This is a genomic window from Klenkia marina, assembly GCF_900101025.1.
Taxonomy (GTDB): Bacteria; Actinomycetota; Actinomycetes; order Mycobacteriales; family Geodermatophilaceae; genus Klenkia; species Klenkia marina.
Genome location: NZ_FMUH01000001.1, coordinates 367890 through 383811 on the forward strand (window position 1 = coordinate 367890; position 15922 = coordinate 383811).

Genomic DNA, 15922 nt, shown 5'->3' on the forward strand with positions numbered 1-15922 from the left:
GCGTCAGCCTGCCTGCACGGGGTCGGTGGCCGCCAGCCGCGCGAAGTCGGTGACCGACAGCCGCTCGCCGCGCCACGTCGGGTCGATGCCCGCCTCCCGCAGCCGCGCCTCGGCGGCTGCCGGGCTGCCCGCCCAGCCGCCGAGCGCGGCCCGCAGCCCCTTGCGGCGGGTGGCGAAGGCGGCGTCGACGGCGGCGAACGTGGCTGCCCGGTCGCCGGCGGGGGGCTGGCGTCGGGTCAGGCGCACCAGGCCGGAGTCGACGTTGGGCACCGGCCAGAACACCGGCCGGCCGACCGCGCCGGCCCGCCGCACGTCGGCGTACCAGGCCGCCTTGACGCTGGGCACCCCGTAGGCGTCGCTGCCGGGGGCGGCCGCCAGGCGCTCGGCCACCTCGAGCTGCACCAGCACCAGCGCGGTGCGGATGCTCGGGAACCGCTCGAGCCAGTGCAGCAGCACCGGTACCGAGATGTTGTAGGGCAGGTTGGCGACCAGGGCCGTGGGCGCGGCGCCCGGCAGCTCGGTCACGCGCATCGCGTCGGCGGTCACGACCGTCAGCCGGTCGGCGCAGGCGGGGCTGCGCTCGGCGACGGTGCGCGGGAGCTGCTCGGCCAGGCGGGGGTCGACCTCGACCGCGGTGACCGCGGCGGCCGCCGGCAGCAGGCCGAGGGTCAGCGACCCCAGCCCCGGGCCGATCTCGACGACCACGTCGTCGGGCCGCAGCTCGGCGGTGCGCACGATGCGCCGGATCGTGTTGGCGTCGTGCAGGAAGTTCTGCCCGAGCTGCTTGGTGGGACGCAGGTCGAGCTGCTGGGCCAGGCTGCGGATGGCAGCCGGGCCCAGCAGCCCGTCGGACGCGTCGGCGGGAGCGCTCAGCGCCGGATCACAGTCGCTTGCCGCAGGACGGCCACGGCGAGGCACCGCGGGCGGCGTACGTGCGCTCGCCGACGGCGATCTGCTGCTCACGGGTGGCGAGGTCGGGGCGGGAGGCGAACTCCTGGCCGCCGTAGGCGTTCCACGTCGAGATGTTGTACTGCAGGCCGCCGTAGTAGCCGTTGCCGGTGTTGATGGACCAGTTGCCGCCGGCCTCGCACTGCGCCAGGGCGTCCCAGTCCAGCCCGCTGGTCGACGCCGGGGCCGAGGCGCCGGTGTTGCTGCCACCCGTGCTCGCAGCCGGGGCCGGGGCCTCCTTGGTGCCGACGCTCACCTGCTCGTCGACCGGGGCGCGGGTCACCGTCACGCCGGTCTGCACCCGGCTGGTCTCGACGCCGTCGGTGGTGGTGACCGAGAACGTGACGGTCTGCTCGCCCTCGACGCCCTCGGTGGTGACGGTGCGGGTGCCCTCGGCGGCCTCGGGGTCCTCGGTCTCGACGGTCTGGTAGTCCACCGGCTGGGTCTCGGTCACGTCGGCGACCTGGACCCGCCACACCTGCAGCACCATGCGGTCCAGCAGCGGGGCGGTCGGGTAGAGGCTGGTCCGGTCGGTGGCCGACAGCGCCAGCCCCTGCTCGGCGAGCAGGTCCCCGGCGGTGCCCGCGGTCGTGGTGACCTCGCGGGTGGCGCCGTCGGCGACCACCGTGATCGTCTTCGGGGTGGTCACCTGCAGGGCCATGCCGTCCAGCGGCAGGCGCTCGCTGCGGGAGGCGCTGAGCACCAGCCCGTCACCGCGGTAGCCGAGCTGGTCCAGGGCCTCGTCGACCGACAGCGCGGTGGTGGTCACCGTGGAGGTCACGCCGTCCACGGTGAGCTCCAGCGGACGCGCCCGGTTCAGGACGACGGTGTCGCCGTCGGTGACCTCGCTGTCGACCGAGGGCAGGACGACGTCGTCGCCGGCGACGTCGATGTTCTCGTCGGCCAGGAGCTCACCGGCGGTGTCGGCGTAGGTGCTCACCTCCCGGGACTGCCCGTCGACGGTGAGCGTCACCGCCTTCTGCGCGAGCACGTAGGCGGTGGAACCGCCGACGAGGCCCAGCAGGACGAGGGCGAAGAGACTGAGCTTGAGCGTTCGGTGCACGGCACATCCACGGGTCACGGGGGCCCGGGCAGGGGAGGCTGCGCCCCCACCCCGACGGGTCGGTCACGACACGATAACGAACACGGAGCACGAATCGGCGGTTCGAGCGACATCGAAACAGGTCGACCTGTCGACACGCTGTAGCCACGCCGACACCACTCGTCACGAAAGCCCTGTTCCGTCGCGCCGGACGGGTGATCGGGTGACGTGACCAGCGTCACGGTGTGAGCTGGGTCAGCGCGCGAGGGCCGGCTCCGCGCGGCGCACCGGCCGCAACCACGTCACCAGGAACACGGCGACCGCCAGGCCCGCCGTGATCGCCGAGAAGCCACCGGCCACCAGCGCCACCGGCACCAGGTCGACGCCGTCGGTCACCCGGTCCCCGAGGTCGATCCCCGCCACCAGCAACAGCGCCCCCAGCGGCACGAGCGCCAGCACGCTCGCCGCCCCGCACACCAGGTGCGCACCCCACGTGCGCAGCGCCTCGTCGACCGGCACGTCCGACCCGTCGGCAGCCAGCGGCCGCACCAGCAGCCGCAGCAGCGCCACCTCGGCCAGCACCCAGCCCACCGCCGGTGCCACCAGCGCGACCAGCGCCACCTCGTCGGGCAGCGAGTCCGAACGCCACAGGACGGCGGCGGCCACCAGCTCGCCCACCACGGCACCCCGGGTCGACCACAGCAACCACGGCGAGATCTGCTCGGAACGGCGCGGGCGGCGCGAGCCCGGCGCCCAGCGCGGACGCGGACGGGTGGCCTCGGCCAGCAGCACCCCGGTCAGCAGCCCGACGACCAGTGCCGGCAGCCATAGGAACACCGACGCCTCGGCGAACACCACGACGCTCGCCCCGATCAGCACCAGCCCGAGCACGAAGCCGACCCACCGCAGCCGACGACCGTGCCGCGACTGCCGGGCCAGCACCGCCGCGCCCTCGTCCGAGGGCGGGACCAGCTCCACCGCTCCGCCGGCCACCGCCCGCCGGTCGGCGGCGCGGGACCACGCCCGGGCCAGCAGACCCGACGGCACCATCACGGCGATGAACAGCACGACGGCGATGAGGCGACCCACCCTGTTCATTGTCGTCCTTCGGACTCCACCGCGCTCAGGTGCCGTTCCCCTGCTGCGATGAGCCCTGCGAGCACTCGTCGGGAAGCCCTCCGGGCCCCCGCTCCTCGTGCGGGCAACGCGGCGTCCGGGTGAGCCGTCCCCGGCTGCCGTCGCCGTCTGCGAGCGGCTTCTCGGGGACCCTCCGGGCCCCCTCGTCCCCGCTCAGTCCTGCCAGGGGCCGAAGACTCGTTCTGCCGTTGCGGTCAGGGAGCGGCAGAGGCTCTCCAGCTCGATGCCCGTCACCTCGGACAGGGCGCGGACGGTGTGGGTCACGAGCCTGGAGGCGTTCGGCCTGCCGCGGTGCGGGACCGGGGTGAGGAAGGGGCTGTCGGTCTCGACGAGGAGCTGGTCGACCGGGGCGATCGCGGCGGCCTCGCGCAGGTAGCCGGCGTTGCCGAAGGTCAGGGTGCCGGCGAACGACAGCACCGCACCGCGGTCCAGGCACTGCCGGGCGAACGCGGCGTCGCCGGAGAAGCAGTGGAAGACCGTGTGCTCGGGCAGGCCCTCGTCGTCGAGCACCCGCAGGATCTCGGCGTGCGCGTCGCGGTCGTGGATCACCAGCGCGATCCGGTGCCGCTTGGCGATCGCGATGTGCGCCCGGAACGACGCCTCCTGGGCGTCCCAGCCCTCGGGCCCGGTGCGGAACCGGTCCAGCCCGGTCTCCCCCACCGCGCGCACCCGCGGCAGCCCCGCGAGCCGGTCGATCTCGGCCAGCGCCTCCGGTGTCGCCCCGCCCGCACCGGCGTCGTTCGGGTGCAGCGCGACCGCGGCCAGCACCGACGGGTGCCGCGCAGCCAGCGCGGCCGACCACTGCGAACTGGGGACGTCGACGCCCACCTGCACCAGCCGGGTCACCCCGACGGCGGCCGCAGCGGCGATCTCGGTGTCCACCTCGGCGTCGGTGGGCAGCCGGTCCTCACCGCCGACGGCGATGTCGAGGTGGGTGTGGCTGTCCAGCGCGGGGGCCGGCAACGGCTCCGGGGACGGCGGCGGCTCGCCCCGCTTGTTCGCCCGCGAGGACGCCGACCGGCTCACGGTGTGCCCTCGGTGAACCGGGCCAGCTCCTCCTCCACGATCGACTCGTCGAGCTTGGTGAACACCGGCTTCGGGGCGGCCAGCGGCGTCCCGGGGGTGATCGGGACCGACGCCCAGACCGCCTGCCCCGTCTCGTAGTCACCGGTGATCACCGGGTAGGGGCGGCCGTCGTCGAGGTCGGTGACCTCCTCGATGCGCGGCGCGACCGACCAGGTGCCCTCGCCACCGAGGAGCTCGTGCACCTGCTGGGCGGCGTGCGGCAGGAACGGCGACAGCAGACCGTTGCAGTCCTTGATCGCCTGCAGCGCGGTGAACAGCACCGAGTCCCGGCGGGCCGGGTCCTCCTTCAGCTTCCACGGCGCCTGGTCCGAGAGGTACTTGTTCGCCTCGCCGACCACGCGCATGGCCTCGTTGATGGCCGCCTTCTGCCGGTTGCGGCCCAGCAGGTCCCCGACGGTGCCGAAGGCCCCGGACGTCGTCGCCAGCAGGTCGCGGTCGGCGTCGGCGAGGTCGCCGGGCTGCGGCACCGCGCCGACGTTCTTGGCGGCCATCGAGATCGACCGGTTGACCAGGTTGCCCCAGCCGGCGACGAGCTCGTCGTTGTTGCGGCGGCGGAACTCGGCCCAGGTGAAGTCGGTGTCCTGGTTCTCCGGCCCGGCGACCGCGATGAAGTAGCGCAGCGCGTCGGCGTCGTAGCGCTCCAGGAAGTCGCGGACGTAGATGACCACGCGGCGCGAGGAGGAGAACTTCTTGCCCTCCATGGTCAGGAACTCGCTGGAGACCACCTCGGTGGGCAGGTTCAGCGCCCCGTAGGAGCCCGGCGTGCCGCCCTTGTCGCCCGCGCCGTTGTAGCCCAGCAGCTGCGCGGGCCAGATCTCGGCGTGGAAGACGATGTTGTCCTTGCCCATGAAGTAGTAGGCGTCGGCGTCCGGGCTCTGCCACCACTGCCGCCACGCCTCGGGGTCACCCGACCGGCGGGCCCACTCGATGGACGCCGACAGGTAGCCCACCACGGCGTCGAACCAGACGTAGATGCGCTTGTCGTCGCGCTCGCGCCAGTCGGGCAGCGGGATGCGGATGCCCCAGTCGATGTCGCGGGTGTAGCTGCGCGGCTTGAGGTCCTCGAGCAGGTTGACGCTGAAGTTCAGGACGTTGGGCCGCCAGCTCCTCCGCGTGCCCAGCCAGTCGCCCAGCGCCTTCGCGAAGGCGGGCAGGTCGAGGAACCAGTGCTCGCTCTCCACGAACTTCGGGGTCTCACCGTTGATCTTGCTGACCGGGTTGACCAGGTCGACCGGGTCGAGCTGGTTTCCGCAGTTGTCGCACTGGTCGCCCCGGGCGCCGTCGTACCCGCAGATCGGGCAGGTGCCCTCGATGTAGCGGTCGGGCAGCGTGCGCCCGGTCGAGGGGCTGATCGCGCCGAGGGTGGTCTGCGGGAAGACGTAGCCGTTCTTCAGCAGGCCCAGGAAGATCTCCTGGCTCACCGCGGCGTGGTTGGCCGTCGTGGTGCGGGTGAACAGGTCGTAGCTCAGCCCCAGGCCGGTCAGGTCACCGACGATGATCCGGTTGTTCCGGTCGGCGATCTGCTGCGGCGAGACACCCTCGGCGTCGGCGGCCACGGTGATCGGGGTGCCGTGCTCGTCGGTGCCGCTCACCATGAGCACCTTGTTGCCGGCCATGCGCTGGTACCGGCTGAAGACGTCGGACGGGACACCGAAGCCCGAGACGTGGCCGATGTGCCGGGGGCCGTTGGCGTAGGGCCAGGCGACCGCGGTCAGGATGTGCCGATCACTCACGGCACGAGACTAGTGAGCGCTGTCGACCACGCTCGCGGGTGCGGTGCTGCCCGGCGCCGGGTGCCCGGTCACCGCGACGGTGGTGAGCACCGCCGCGATGACCGCGAGGGTGACCGCCCGGGCGCGGCGGTGGGCCTGCGGCGGGCGCGGGGCGCGTACCGGGCGGGGGGTGGTCGCCGTCCACGTGCCGGCCGCCGGGGACGTGCCCAGCAGCAGCTTGACCAGGGGCACGACGGCAGCGGTGACCGCCAGCGCGGTCAGCGGCAGGGGGCGGCCGGACAGCTCGACCGTCCGCACCCCGTCGACCACCCCGGCGAGGGCGAGCACCGCCAGCAGCGCCAGCTCCCCCACCGCGACCGCCACCAGCAACCGGTTGCCCGCGCCGTCGACGAGGGACGCACCGCCGGCGGCGGCGACCACCACCCACGCGGCCAGGCCGACCAGGGTGCCCACGACGAGTCCACCGGGCGGCCGCAGACCGTCGCCCCAGACCGCGTCCAGCGAGGTCAGACCCAGGGCGAGCAGCCCGACCGCCTCGGCGACGGCGAGCGCACCGACGGCCAGCACGGCGGCCGGCGGCCGGCGACGCGCGGTCGGGTGCACGGCCGGCACACGCGGCAGCGCGACGGTGGTGCTGGACAACGGGACTCCTCGGCCGGTGACGGGTGGTCACCGAGGACGTCGTCCGCCCGGGGCCGCAGCCGCAGACGACGGCGGGGCCGCCTCACCCCCTCGGGTGAGACGGCCCCGCCGTCGTCGTGCTGCCGGTTACTGCTTCGTGGCCGTGCCGTCGCCCGTCTCCACGCTGTGGTCGTGGTCGCCGCCCTTGGCCAGCCGGCTGTGCCGGCGGCCGTACAGGTAGTACACGGCCACGCCGAGGGCCATCCAGACCGCGAACCGGATCCAGGTGTCGGTGGGCAGGTTGAGCATCAGGTAGAAGCTGGCCAGGGCCGCGATGATCGGCAGCACCGGCATCAGCGGCACCCGGAAGGACCGGGGCAGCTCGGGCCGCTTCTTGCGCAGCACCACCACCCCGATGCTGACCAGCACGAAGGCGAACAGCGTGCCGATGTTCACCAGCTCGGCCAGGGTGCCCAGCGGGATCAGCCCGGCCATCACCGCGACGACCACACCCGTGATGAGGGTGATCCGGTACGGCGTGCCGTAGGTGGGGTGCACCTTGGCCAGCGCCGGGGGCAGCAGGTGGTCGCGGCTCATGGCGAACAGCACCCGCGACTGGCCCAGCAGCAGGATCATGACGACGCTGGTGAGCCCGGCCAGCGCGCCGACCGAGATGATCCCGGAGAAGAACGGCAGGCCGACGCTGGAGAACGCACCGGCCAGCGGAGCCGAGGCGTTGAGCTCGGTGTAGTTCTGCATGCCGACCACCACGAGGCTGACCAGCACGTACAGGATCGTGCAGACCGCCAGCGAGCCGAAGATGCCGCGCGGGAGGTCCTTGGCCGGGTTCTTCGTCTCCTCGGCGGCGGTGGCGACGATGTCGAAGCCGATGAAGGCGAAGAACACGATCGCGGCACCGGCGATGACGCCCTCGACGCCGAAGCTGGCCGGGGAGAAGCCGGTGAGCAGCTGGATGAAGGGCTGGGTGAGGCCGGAGCCACCGCCCTCGGCCGGCTGGGTCGGCGGGATGAACGGCGAGAAGTTGGCCGCCTTGACGTAGAAGGCACCGACCACGATCACCAGCAGGACGATGGCGACCTTGATGGCCACGATGATCGAGGTGATCCGGGACGACAGCTTGACGCCGAGGATGAGCACGCCGGTCATCACCAGGGCGATGACCATCGCGGGGATGTTGAAGCGGGCGGTCTCGCCGGCGATGGTCTCGGGCAGCCCGATGCCGATGTCGCTGAGCAGCTGGTTCAGGTACCCGGACCAGCCCACGCTGACCGTGGCCGCACCCAGCGCCAGCTCGAGGACGAGGTCCCAGCCGATGATCCAGGCGAGCAGCTCGCCGAACGTGGCGTAGGAGAACGTGTAGGCCGACCCGGCCACCGGGACCGTGGAGGCGAACTCGGCGTAGCAGAGGGCGGCCAGGCCGCACACGATGCCCGCGATGACGAACGAGATGGCGACGGCGGGGCCGGTGGTGGTCTGCGCGACCTCGCCGGTGAGCACGAAGATGCCGGTGCCGATGATGACGCCGACGCCGAACACGGTGAGGTCGAGCCCGGAGAGGTTCTTCTTGAGCTGGTGCTCGGGCTCCTCGGTGTCGGCGATGGAGTCCTCGACGCTCTTGACGCGCCAGCGATCGGTGACGGCCATGTGCGTTCCCCCTGCCCTGCTTGTTGATCACGTGTGGTGTGCGGAGCGTGCCACGCGTCACCGACAACCGCTCCTCGACCGGCCCTCCGCGCCGGCGGGCCTACGCTCGCCGTCGACCGTGCCGCGGAGGAGAGACATGACCAGCACCGACCGTCGGCCACCCCAGCCGCGCCCCCGACACGTGCCCGGGCCTGCAGGTGCCCCGCTCCACCCCGCCCCGCAGCGCCCCGACGGCGCGCCCGTCGTGGGCTGCGGGGTGTACGTCGAGGGCCGGCGAGTGCCCGACGTGCACCCCGACGACGCCCTGCGCACCGCCCGCGAGCGCGACGGCTTCGTCTGGCTCGGGCTGCACGAGCCCACCGACGCCGAGTTCGAGTCGATCGCCGAGGAGTACGGGCTGCACCCGCTGGCCGTGGAGGACGCCGTCTACGCCCACCAGCGGCCCAAGCTCGACCGGTACGACGACGGGCTGTTCGTCGTCCTCAAGACCACCACCTACGTCGACCACGGCGAGCTCACCGCCACCAGCGAGGTCGTCGACACCGGGGAGGTCATGGTCTTCCTCGGCGACCACTTCGTCATCACGGTGCGGCACGGCGCGCACGGCGGGCTCGCCGAGCTGAGGCGCCGCCTCGAGCAGCAGCCCGACCTGCTCTGCCACGGTCCCTCGGCGGTGCTGTACGCCGTCGCCGACCTCGTGGTGGACCACTACGTCGAGGTCGCCGCGGCCATGGAGGAGGACGTCGACGAGCTCGAGGCCTCGGTCTTCTCCCCCGACCGCACCGACGACTCCCAGCGGCTCTACCAGCTCAAGCGCGAGCTGATGCAGCTGCGCCGTGCGGTCACCCCGCTCGACCTCCCGATGCAGGCGCTCACCGACCGGCAGGGCGAGATCGTGCCGAAGGAGATGCGCTCCTACTTCCGCGACGTCCAGGACCACGTGATCCGCGTGCGCGACCAGATCGCCGCGCTCGACGAGCTGCTCGGCTCGATCCTGCAGGCGTCGCTGGCCCGCACCTCGCTGTCGGACAACGAGGACATGCGCAAGATCTCGGCGTGGGCCGGCATCATCGCCGTCCCCACCGCGATCGCCGGCATCTACGGCATGAACTTCGAGTACATGCCCGAGCTGACGTGGCACCTGGGCTACCCGCTGGTGCTCCTGGTGATGGCACTGGCCTGCGGCCTGCTCTGGCGGGCCTTCAAGCGCAGCGGCTGGCTGTAGCCACGGCGTCCTCCGCCGGCGGGGGGGTATCGGAAGCTCCACCCTGCCGATCCACCCCGCGGGACGGGGAGAAGCTTCCGATACGCCCGGTTGTGGATGGGGGTGCGCTGTCCACAGATGTGCGACGGCGCATCCATACCTCGTCCAGTCGGGTCAACCTGCGCGGGTGACCGACCACGACTGGCGCGCCCGCATCGATGCTCTGCTCCGCCGACAGCACGGCCTGGCGACGCGGCAGGACCTGCTCGCGGTCGCGCCGGCGGGCATCGTCGACAACCACATCGCCAGCGGGCGGCTGCAGCGCGTCTTCCCGCACGTCTACACCGCGCGGGGCAACCCCGCTGCCGGGGACCGCCGCCTGCGCGCAGCGGTGATGTGCGCAGGCGGGCTGGCGGTCCTGAGCCACACCACGGCGCTCGCCGTGCACGGGGTGCGCGACCACGCCGGCCCCGTGCACGTGACCATCGACGAGACCCGGCGGCGGGCCGGCTCCCGGGACCTCGTCGTGCACCGCCGCGTCGACCTGGCCGATGCGGACCGCTGCACCGTGCGGGCTCTTCCCGTGACGTCGCTGCCCGACGCCCTGGTCGACGCCTGGCCCCTGCTCCCGCGAGCCGAACGGAGACCGACGCTCGTCCGCGCCGCCCGTGACCACCACATCGAGGCCGACGCGCTCCGACGGGCGGCCGCGCGTCGGCCCAACCTGGGTGGCCACCGCGAACTCGTCCTCGCCGTCGACCTCGTGGCCGACGGCGTGCAGAGCGAGCTCGAGGCCCTCGGCGTCCTGAAGGTCTTCCGGCACCGGTCCCTCCCCCGCAGCCGCGGTCAGCTCGCCTTGGCCTGCCCGGACGGCGTCACCCGCCACCTGGACCGGGCCTGGGAGGAGGCGATGCTCGCCGTGGAGCTGGACGGCGCGGCCTTCCACACCTCCCCCGCGGATCGGCAGCGCGACCTGCACCGCGATGCCGTCCTGGCGTCGATGGGCTGGCTGGTGCTGCGGTTCACCTACGCCGAGGTGCTCCGCGACCCCGACGGCGTGCGGGGGAAGGTCCTGGCCGTGTACCGGACGCGGGTGGCCCAGCTGCAGTCAGCCTGACCCACCTGACCACCCGGGGTATCGGAAGCTGCACCCTGCCGATCCGGCCCGTTCACCGGGGTAGGGCTTCCGATACCCCGACGGGGGCGGGGGCGGGGCGGGAGCGGGGGCGCCGCCGGGGGCGGGGCGGGGTCAGCCGGGCTTGGCGGCGACGACGGCGTCGAAGACGGTGCGCTTGGGCAACCCGGTGCGGGTGGCCACCGCGCGGATGGCGTCCTTGCGGGTCTCACCCGCCGCCTCCTCGCGGGCCACCTCGGCGGCGAGGTCCGCGGCGGTCATCTCGACCGGTCCGGCGGGTGCACCGGCGACGACCAGTGTGATCTCCCCCCGCACCCCCTCGGCGGCCCAGGTGGCCAGCGACCCGAGGGTGCCGCGCACGACCTCCTCGTGGGTCTTGGTCAGTTCACGGCACACCACGGCGGGCCGGTCCTCGCCCAGTTCGGCCGCGGCGTCGGCGAGGGCGTCGGCCAGCCGGTGCGGGGACTCGAAGAAGACCATCGTGCGGGGCTCGGCGGCCAGGGCGGCGAACCAGGTGCGGCGCCCCCGGCGGGGCAGGAAGCCCTCGAAGCAGAACCGGTCGCAGGGCAGCCCGCTGACCGCGAGGGCGGTGGTCACCGCCGACGGCCCGGGCACCGACGTCACCTCGATGCCGGCCTCGACCGCCGCCCGCACCAGCGTGTAGCCGGGGTCGCTCACGGAGGGCATGCCGGCGTCGGTCACCAGCAGCACGGTCTGGCCCGCCTCCATCGCCGCCACCAGGCCCGGCAGCCGGGAGACCTCGACCGTCTCGTGGAAGGTGACGACCCGGCCGGTGAAGGTCACCTCGAGGTCCTGGGCCAGCCGGTGCAGGCGCCGGGTGTCCTCGCAGGCCAGCACGTCGGCGGTGGCCATCGCCTCGCGCAGCCGGGGGCCCACGTCCCCCGGCCGGCCCAGGGGCGCACCGCCCAGCACCAGTCGTCCCGTCACACCACGACACTGCCACGGCCCCCGTGCAGGGGCCCGGTGCGAGCCTGCGAGTGCCGGGGGGCACGGGGGTCCTCTGTCTACGCTGACGCCCATGGCGGTGCTGGCTCCCGAGCGCAGGGACGACGAGGCGCCGCCGGCACCCCGCCGCCGGGCACCGCGGCGCCCGGCCCGCCAGCTCACCCCGCCGCTGCCCACCGACCGGTGGCTGTCGTGGGTGCTGGCCCTGGCACTGGGCGCGATCACGTTCGTGAGCCGGCTCTGGGACCTCTCCTACCCCTCCGACCTGCTCTTCGACGAGGCGTACTACCCGCCCGAGGCGAACGAGGTCCTCGAGTGGGGCCACGAGTACAACCGCGGCTACACGTTCATCGTCCACCCGCCGCTGGGCAAGCTGCTCATCGCCGGGGGCATCAAGGCCTTCGGCTACGACAGCTTCGGGTGGCGCTTCCCCAGCCTGGTCGCGGGCACCGTCGCGGTGGTCGTGCTCACCCGGCTGGCCCGCCGGCTCACCGGGTCCACCCTGCTGGGGCTGGTCGCCGGGCTGCTGATGGCGCTCGACGGCTTCGCCTTCACGGTGGGCCGCATCGGCCTGCTCGACGTCTTCCTGCAGATGTTCGTCATCTGCGCGGTGGCCTGCCTGGTGGTCGACCGCGACCGGGTGCGCGCCCGGGTGCGGGCGCACGCCGACGCCGCGGCCGGGTTCGCGCTCGGGCCGCGGGGCTGGCGCCTGGCCGCCGGTGTGCTGTTCGGCTGCGCCGCGGCGGTGAAGTGGTCCGGGGTGTACTTCCTGGCGTTCTTCGCCGTCCTCAGCCTGTTCTGGGAGCGTGCCGCCTGGCGCGAGGCGGGCGTCCCGAGCCCCACCCGCACGACCCTGCGCCGCGGGCTGCCCGGTGCGGTCTGGGCGCTGGGGCTGCTGCCCGTGCTGACCTACCTGGCCACCTTCACCGGGTGGTTCCGCGGCGAGAACGCGCAGGGCAGGCACTGGGCCGACCAGAACCCCGACACCGACTGGCCGTGGATCCCCGGCCCGCTGCGCTCGCTGTGGCACATGCACGGCGAGTGGCTCACCTTCCACAACGGCCTGTCCACGCCGCACCCGTGGGAGTCCGGCCCGTGGTCGTGGCTGGTCGACGGGCGCCCGATCCTGCTGTGGAACCCGCAGGGCCTCACCGACGCCGACGGCGGGCAGGTCGTCCGCTACATCCTCATGGTCGGCACGCCCACGCTCTGGTTCGCCTTCGCCCCGGCCATGCTCTGGTTGCTGTGGCGCATCGTCGCCCGCCGCGACCCGGCGGCCCTCACCGTCGCCGTCGGCATCGCCGCGGGGTGGCTGACCTGGTTCGTCAACCTCGAGCGCACCATGTTCATCTTCTACATGGCACCGGTGCTGCCCTTCTTCGTGCTGGCCGTGACGCTGGCGCTGCAGGACGTCATGGGCCGGCAGCGGGGCCCCGACCGCGACCCGCCGCTGCGCCGCCAGCTCGGCCTGGGCGCGGTGGCCTTCTACCTGGCCGTGGTCGCCATGACGTTCGTCTTCTTCTACCCGGTGCTCACCGGCCAGCCCCTCTCCTACGACGAGTGGGTGCAGCGCATGTGGTTCCCGTCCTGGTTCTGAGGTTGCCCGTTCCATAGTTGCGTTGTACAACTGACGTGTGGACATCGACCGCACCGAGCTGGCCGCGCGCCTGGACGACGTCGTCGTCGGGCTGCGACAGGTGACCGCCAGCCGCAGCGACCTCAGCCTCACGGCCGCCGCAACCCTGGCGACGCTGCAGCGCTCGGGCCCGGCCCGGTTGACCGAGCTGGCCGTCGCCGAGGGCATCAGCCAGCCCTCGATGACCGCCCTCATCGCCCGGCTCGCCGGGCAGGGGCTGGTCGACCGCGCGGCGGACCCCACCGACGGCCGGGCCGTCGTCCTCAGCCTCACCGGTGCCGGCGCCGACCTGCTGGCCCGGCGCAGCGCCCAGCGGGCGGCCCGGCTGGCCGACCCGCTGGCGCACCTCGACGACGACGACGTCGCCCGCATCGCCGACGCGCTGCCCGCCCTCACGCGGCTGGCCGGCGTCCTCCAGCACTGATCCCGCACCGAACCCCAGAACCCGCACCCCGGAGGTGACCTGGTGAGCGCACACGGCGCGACCAGCGAGAAGAACACCCTGTTCGCCCAGCCGAAGGCCGTCTACGCGGTGGCCTTCGCCTGCGTCGTCAGCTTCATGGGCATCGGCCTCGTCGACCCGATCCTGCCCGCCCTGTCCAGCCAGCTCGACGCCACGCCCAGCCAGGTGACGCTGCTGTTCACCAGCTACCTGGTGGTCACGGCGGTCGCGATGCTCGGCACCAACTGGGTGTCCAGCCGGCTGGGCGCCAAGAAGACCCTCATCGCCGGGTTGGCGATCATCGTGGTGTTCGCCGCCCTGGCGGGCCTGAGCGACTCGGTCGGCGGCATCGTCGGCTTCCGCGCCGGCTGGGGGCTGGGCAACGCCCTGTTCATCGCCACCTCGCTGGCGGTCATCGTGGCCAGCGCATCGGGCGGGTTCGCCGGCGCGATCGTGCTCTACGAGGCCGCCCTCGGGCTCGGCATCGCGGCCGGGCCGCTGGTCGGCGGGCTGCTGGGCTCGGTCAGCTGGCGGGGCCCGTTCTTCGGCGTCTCGGCGCTCATGGCCGTCGCACTCATCGCGACCGTCGTCCTGCTCGACGCGACCCCCAAGCCCGCCCGGCCCACCCCGCTCTCGGCGCCGCTCAAGGCCCTGCGGCACCGCGGCCTGCTGACGATGGCCGTCACGGCCCTGCTCTACAACTGGGGCTTCTTCACCATGCTCGGCTACGCCCCGTTCCCGATGGAGCTCTCGGCGATCCAGCTCGGGTTCGTGTTCTTCGGGTGGGGCCTGCTGGTGGCGCTGTTCTCCGTGGTCGGCGCACCCCGGCTGCAGGCCCGGTTCGGCACGGCCCGCAGCCTGTACGGCGCGCTCGGGCTGTTCGCGGTGATCCTGCTGCTCATCGGCCTGTTCACCGACACGAGGTGGGCCCTGGTCGCCTGCGTCGTCGCTGCCGGCATCCCGATCGGCATCAACAACACCCTCATGACCCAGGCGGTCATGCTGGTCAGCCCGGTCGAGCGGCCGGTGGCCTCGGCGGCCTACGGCTTCGTGCGGTTCCTCGGCGGCGGCCTGGCCCCGTTCGCGGCCGGCAAGCTGGTGGAGTCCTTCGACGTCCACGTGCCGTTCCTGCTGGGTGCGGTGACCGTCGCCGTGGCCGTCGGCGTGCTGGCGACCGGCCACCGCATGCTCGAGCAGGCCGACGCCGGCCTCGACGAGGACGGCCACCCCGCGACCGACCACGGCCGACCCGAGGACGTCGCCGGTGAGGTGGCCGACGAGTTCGGCGGCGCACCGGCCGCGATCGACGCCGAGGTCGAGGCGGAGCTCGCGCACCGTCGCTGAGGACGTCGCCGAGCGCCCCCGGGTCCGCACGGACCCGGGGGCGCTCTAGCGTGCGGCCATGGACACTCCCCACCGCATCACGACCGGTGTCGACGGCGACGTCTGGCGGGTGGTGCTGGACCGCCCCGACGCCGGCAACGCGATCGACCTGGCGCTGGCCGACGCCCTGGTCGCGGCCCTGGCCGACCGTCCCGCGAGCACCCGCGCGGTGCTGCTGCTGGGCAACGGCCCCCGCTTCTGCGTGGGCGGCGACGTCGCGGGGATGGCCGCCGCGGAGGACCGGCCCGGGTTCATCGGCGCACTGGCCGACCGCTGGCACGACGCCGTCCGGGCCGTGGTCGAGGCGCCGGTGCCGGTGGTCGCCGGCGTGCAGGGCGCCGTGGCCGGCGCCGGCGTCGGCCTGGTGGGCGCCTGCGACCTGGTGGTCTGCGCCCGGTCGACGAAGATCCGGCCGGCCTACGGCGCGATCGGCCTGTCGCCCGACGGTGGCACGTCCTGGGCCCTGGCCCGCACCCTCGGCGCCCCGCGCGCCCTGGAGCTCATGCTCACCGACGGCACCCTGACCGCGGCCCAGGCGCACGAGGCCGGGCTGGTGGCCCGGCTCGCCGACGACGAGTCGCTCGCCGAGGCCGCCACCGCGCTGGCCCACCAGGTCGCCGCGGGACCGGTGCGGGCGATGGTGCGCACCCGGGGGCTGGTGCGCCGGGCTGCCACCACCTCGTTGTACGACCAGCTCGACGAGGAGGCGCGGCTGATCGTCGAGTCGGCCGAGGACGCCGAGGCGGCCGAGGGCATCGCCGCGTTCGCCGAGAAGCGGGCGGCGGACTTCCGGAACGCCCCGTAGAACGCGTCAGGCCGGGCCCGAGGGCCCGGCCTGACGGTGCGGGTGGAGCTGAGGGGATTCGAACCCCTGGCCTTCTCATTGCGAACGAGACGCGCTACCAACTGCGCCACAGCCCCTTG

Annotated in this window: 14 protein-coding genes and 1 tRNA gene; 6 read left to right on the top strand and 9 right to left on the bottom strand. The window is 73.5% G+C overall.

The features are described from left to right. Positions 1-3: 3 nt before the first annotated feature. From rsmA to BLP29_RS01950, 7 genes are all read right to left on the bottom strand, one after another. Complete coding sequence (gene rsmA, locus BLP29_RS01920) at positions 4-918, bottom strand: 16S rRNA (adenine(1518)-N(6)/adenine(1519)-N(6))-dimethyltransferase RsmA (RefSeq protein WP_243469626.1); 915 nt, start codon at positions 916-918, stop codon at positions 4-6. Continuing rightward, the gene (locus BLP29_RS21720) at positions 881-2011 is read right to left on the bottom strand and encodes a resuscitation-promoting factor (protein WP_092799271.1); all 1131 of its coding nucleotides are present in this window, start codon (positions 2009-2011) and stop codon (positions 881-883) included. Before BLP29_RS21720 ends, rsmA begins: the two co-directional genes overlap by 38 nt. Positions 2012-2245: 234 nt before the next feature. Then, positions 2246-3088: a hypothetical protein gene (locus BLP29_RS01930; RefSeq protein ID WP_424321705.1), complete on the bottom strand. Its 843-nt coding sequence runs from the start codon at positions 3086-3088 to the stop codon at positions 2246-2248. Positions 3089-3280: 192 nt separating this feature from the next. Further along, complete coding sequence (locus BLP29_RS01935) at positions 3281-4153, bottom strand: TatD family hydrolase (RefSeq protein ID WP_092799275.1); 873 nt, start codon at positions 4151-4153, stop codon at positions 3281-3283. After that, positions 4150-5946, bottom strand: a complete 1797-nt coding sequence (metG, locus tag BLP29_RS01940; RefSeq protein WP_092799277.1) for a methionine--tRNA ligase — start codon at positions 5944-5946, stop codon at positions 4150-4152. Before metG ends, BLP29_RS01935 begins: the two co-directional genes overlap by 4 nt. Before the next feature lie 9 nt (positions 5947-5955). Beyond that, the gene (locus tag BLP29_RS01945) at positions 5956-6588 is read right to left on the bottom strand and encodes a hypothetical protein (RefSeq protein ID WP_092799279.1); all 633 of its coding nucleotides are present in this window, start codon (positions 6586-6588) and stop codon (positions 5956-5958) included. A gap of 126 nt (positions 6589-6714) precedes the next feature. Next, positions 6715-8232 (bottom strand): amino acid permease, encoded by a 1518-nt coding sequence (locus BLP29_RS01950; protein WP_092799281.1) that lies wholly within the window; start codon positions 8230-8232, stop codon positions 6715-6717. A gap of 136 nt (positions 8233-8368) precedes the next feature. Here BLP29_RS01950 and corA point away from each other — a divergent pair, with 136 nt between their 5' ends. After that, the gene (gene corA / locus BLP29_RS01955; RefSeq protein WP_092799283.1) at positions 8369-9457 is read left to right on the top strand and encodes a magnesium/cobalt transporter CorA; all 1089 of its coding nucleotides are present in this window, start codon (positions 8369-8371) and stop codon (positions 9455-9457) included. A gap of 166 nt (positions 9458-9623) precedes the next feature. Next, positions 9624-10553, top strand: a complete 930-nt coding sequence (locus BLP29_RS01960; protein WP_092799285.1) for a DUF559 domain-containing protein — start codon at positions 9624-9626, stop codon at positions 10551-10553. 132 nt (positions 10554-10685) lie between these two features. On the opposite strand, the gene rsmI is transcribed toward BLP29_RS01960, so the two are convergent. Then, positions 10686-11519: a 16S rRNA (cytidine(1402)-2'-O)-methyltransferase gene (rsmI, locus tag BLP29_RS01965; RefSeq protein WP_092799287.1), complete on the bottom strand. Its 834-nt coding sequence runs from the start codon at positions 11517-11519 to the stop codon at positions 10686-10688. Between the two features lie 91 nt (positions 11520-11610). Here rsmI and BLP29_RS01970 point away from each other — a divergent pair, with 91 nt between their 5' ends. Genes BLP29_RS01970 through BLP29_RS01985 form a run of 4 tightly spaced genes read left to right on the top strand, consistent with a single transcriptional unit; the run spans position 11611 to position 15803 of the window. Then, entirely contained in the window at positions 11611-13134 is a 1524-nt protein-coding gene (locus BLP29_RS01970; RefSeq protein ID WP_092799289.1) for a dolichyl-phosphate-mannose--protein mannosyltransferase, read from the top strand. A gap of 37 nt (positions 13135-13171) precedes the next feature. Further along, positions 13172-13597 carry a MarR family winged helix-turn-helix transcriptional regulator gene (locus tag BLP29_RS01975; RefSeq protein ID WP_092799291.1) on the top strand — a complete coding sequence of 142 codons (426 nt, stop codon included), beginning with the start codon at positions 13172-13174 and terminating at the stop codon, positions 13595-13597. 42 nt (positions 13598-13639) lie between these two features. After that, positions 13640-14959, top strand: coding sequence for an MFS transporter (locus tag BLP29_RS01980; RefSeq protein ID WP_243469627.1), 1320 nt, complete (start codon positions 13640-13642; stop codon positions 14957-14959). 58 nt (positions 14960-15017) lie between these two features. Next, the gene (locus BLP29_RS01985) at positions 15018-15803 is read left to right on the top strand and encodes an enoyl-CoA hydratase/isomerase family protein (RefSeq protein WP_092799293.1); all 786 of its coding nucleotides are present in this window, start codon (positions 15018-15020) and stop codon (positions 15801-15803) included. Positions 15804-15846: 43 nt separating this feature from the next. Here the strand turns inward: BLP29_RS01985 and BLP29_RS01990 are convergent. Next, a tRNA-Ala gene (locus BLP29_RS01990) sits at positions 15847-15919 on the bottom strand. Positions 15920-15922 lie beyond the last annotated feature (3 nt).